This is a genomic window from Pseudoalteromonas sp. APC 3358 (genome assembly GCF_030408075.1).
Classification (GTDB): domain Bacteria; phylum Pseudomonadota; class Gammaproteobacteria; order Enterobacterales; family Alteromonadaceae; genus Pseudoalteromonas; species Pseudoalteromonas arctica.
Genome location: NZ_JASDCE010000041.1, coordinates 1 through 1,037, shown reverse-complemented (window position 1 = coordinate 1,037; position 1,037 = coordinate 1). Strand labels below are relative to the sequence as shown.

Below are 1,037 nucleotides of genomic sequence, written 5' to 3'. Positions count from 1 at the left end.
CAAAATAAATTCATTCCTATCAATTTCGCTGAGCAAATTTTGCCTGGCACATTTGAATATGCCCTTTGTTATATCGTCGAAAATAAACTCGATTTATCGGGATTTGACGCGTGGTATAACAACGACAAAACGGGCGCTGCTGCGTATCCGCCTTCGGTAATGCTAAAGATTATTTTACTGGGCTATGCACATGGTTTTATCAGTAGCCGTCGGATTGCAAAGGCTTGCGAGCATAATATTTTATTTATGAGTGTGTCGGGTGATATCCAGCCACATTACACATCTATAGCGGGTTTTGTGGCTAAAATGCATGAACAGATTGAGCCACTTTTCACGCAAGTGCTGATGATATGTGATGAGGAAGACTTGATAGGCCGCAACATGTTTGCTATTGATGGGTGTAAATTAAAGTCCAATGCGAGTAAAGAGTGGAGCGGCACATTCGATGAGTTAAGCCGCAAAAAAGCAAAACTAGAACGCGCAAGCAAACGTATTATTGAACGCCACCAATCACAAGATGGACTGGGCGAAGAGTTGATAACTCAGGACTTAAAACAAAAAGAAAAGCTGGATAGAAGTGCAGATAAAATCACCGATTTTTTAGCCACTCACGAAGAGAAAACAGGCAGTAAAGGCAAGCCTGTTAAAAGTAATATCACTGACCCAGATAGTGCGAAGATGACGACCTCAAAAGGGACAATTCAAGGCTACAACGGCATCGCGATAAACGATGATAAACATCAAATCATCCTGCAAGCACAAGCGTGGGGCTCAGTGGGCGAACAACAAACTTTACAGCCAGCCGTTGCACAATTAAAACAGCAACTCGCTAAACTCAATACAGAAAAAATGGCAGATAAACACACCATCAAATTCACCGCAGACAGTGGGTTTAACAGCGAAGTAAATCTTGAGTTTATGGCGCAAAGTGGGTTCGATACCTACATTGCGGATAACCAATTTAGAAAACGAAATCCGCTGTTTAAAGCCAGCGAAACATACGAAACTGAGCAAGAAAAGCGCCGACTAAAACGCAG

1 protein-coding gene is annotated in these 1,037 nt (G+C 42.2%); it reads left to right on the top strand.

Annotation, left to right across the window (positions count from 1 at the left end; all coding sequences use genetic code 11):
• A partial coding sequence (locus QL995_RS21620; RefSeq protein ID WP_290295077.1) for a transposase occupies nt 1-1,037 on the top strand: 1,037 nt, incomplete at both ends.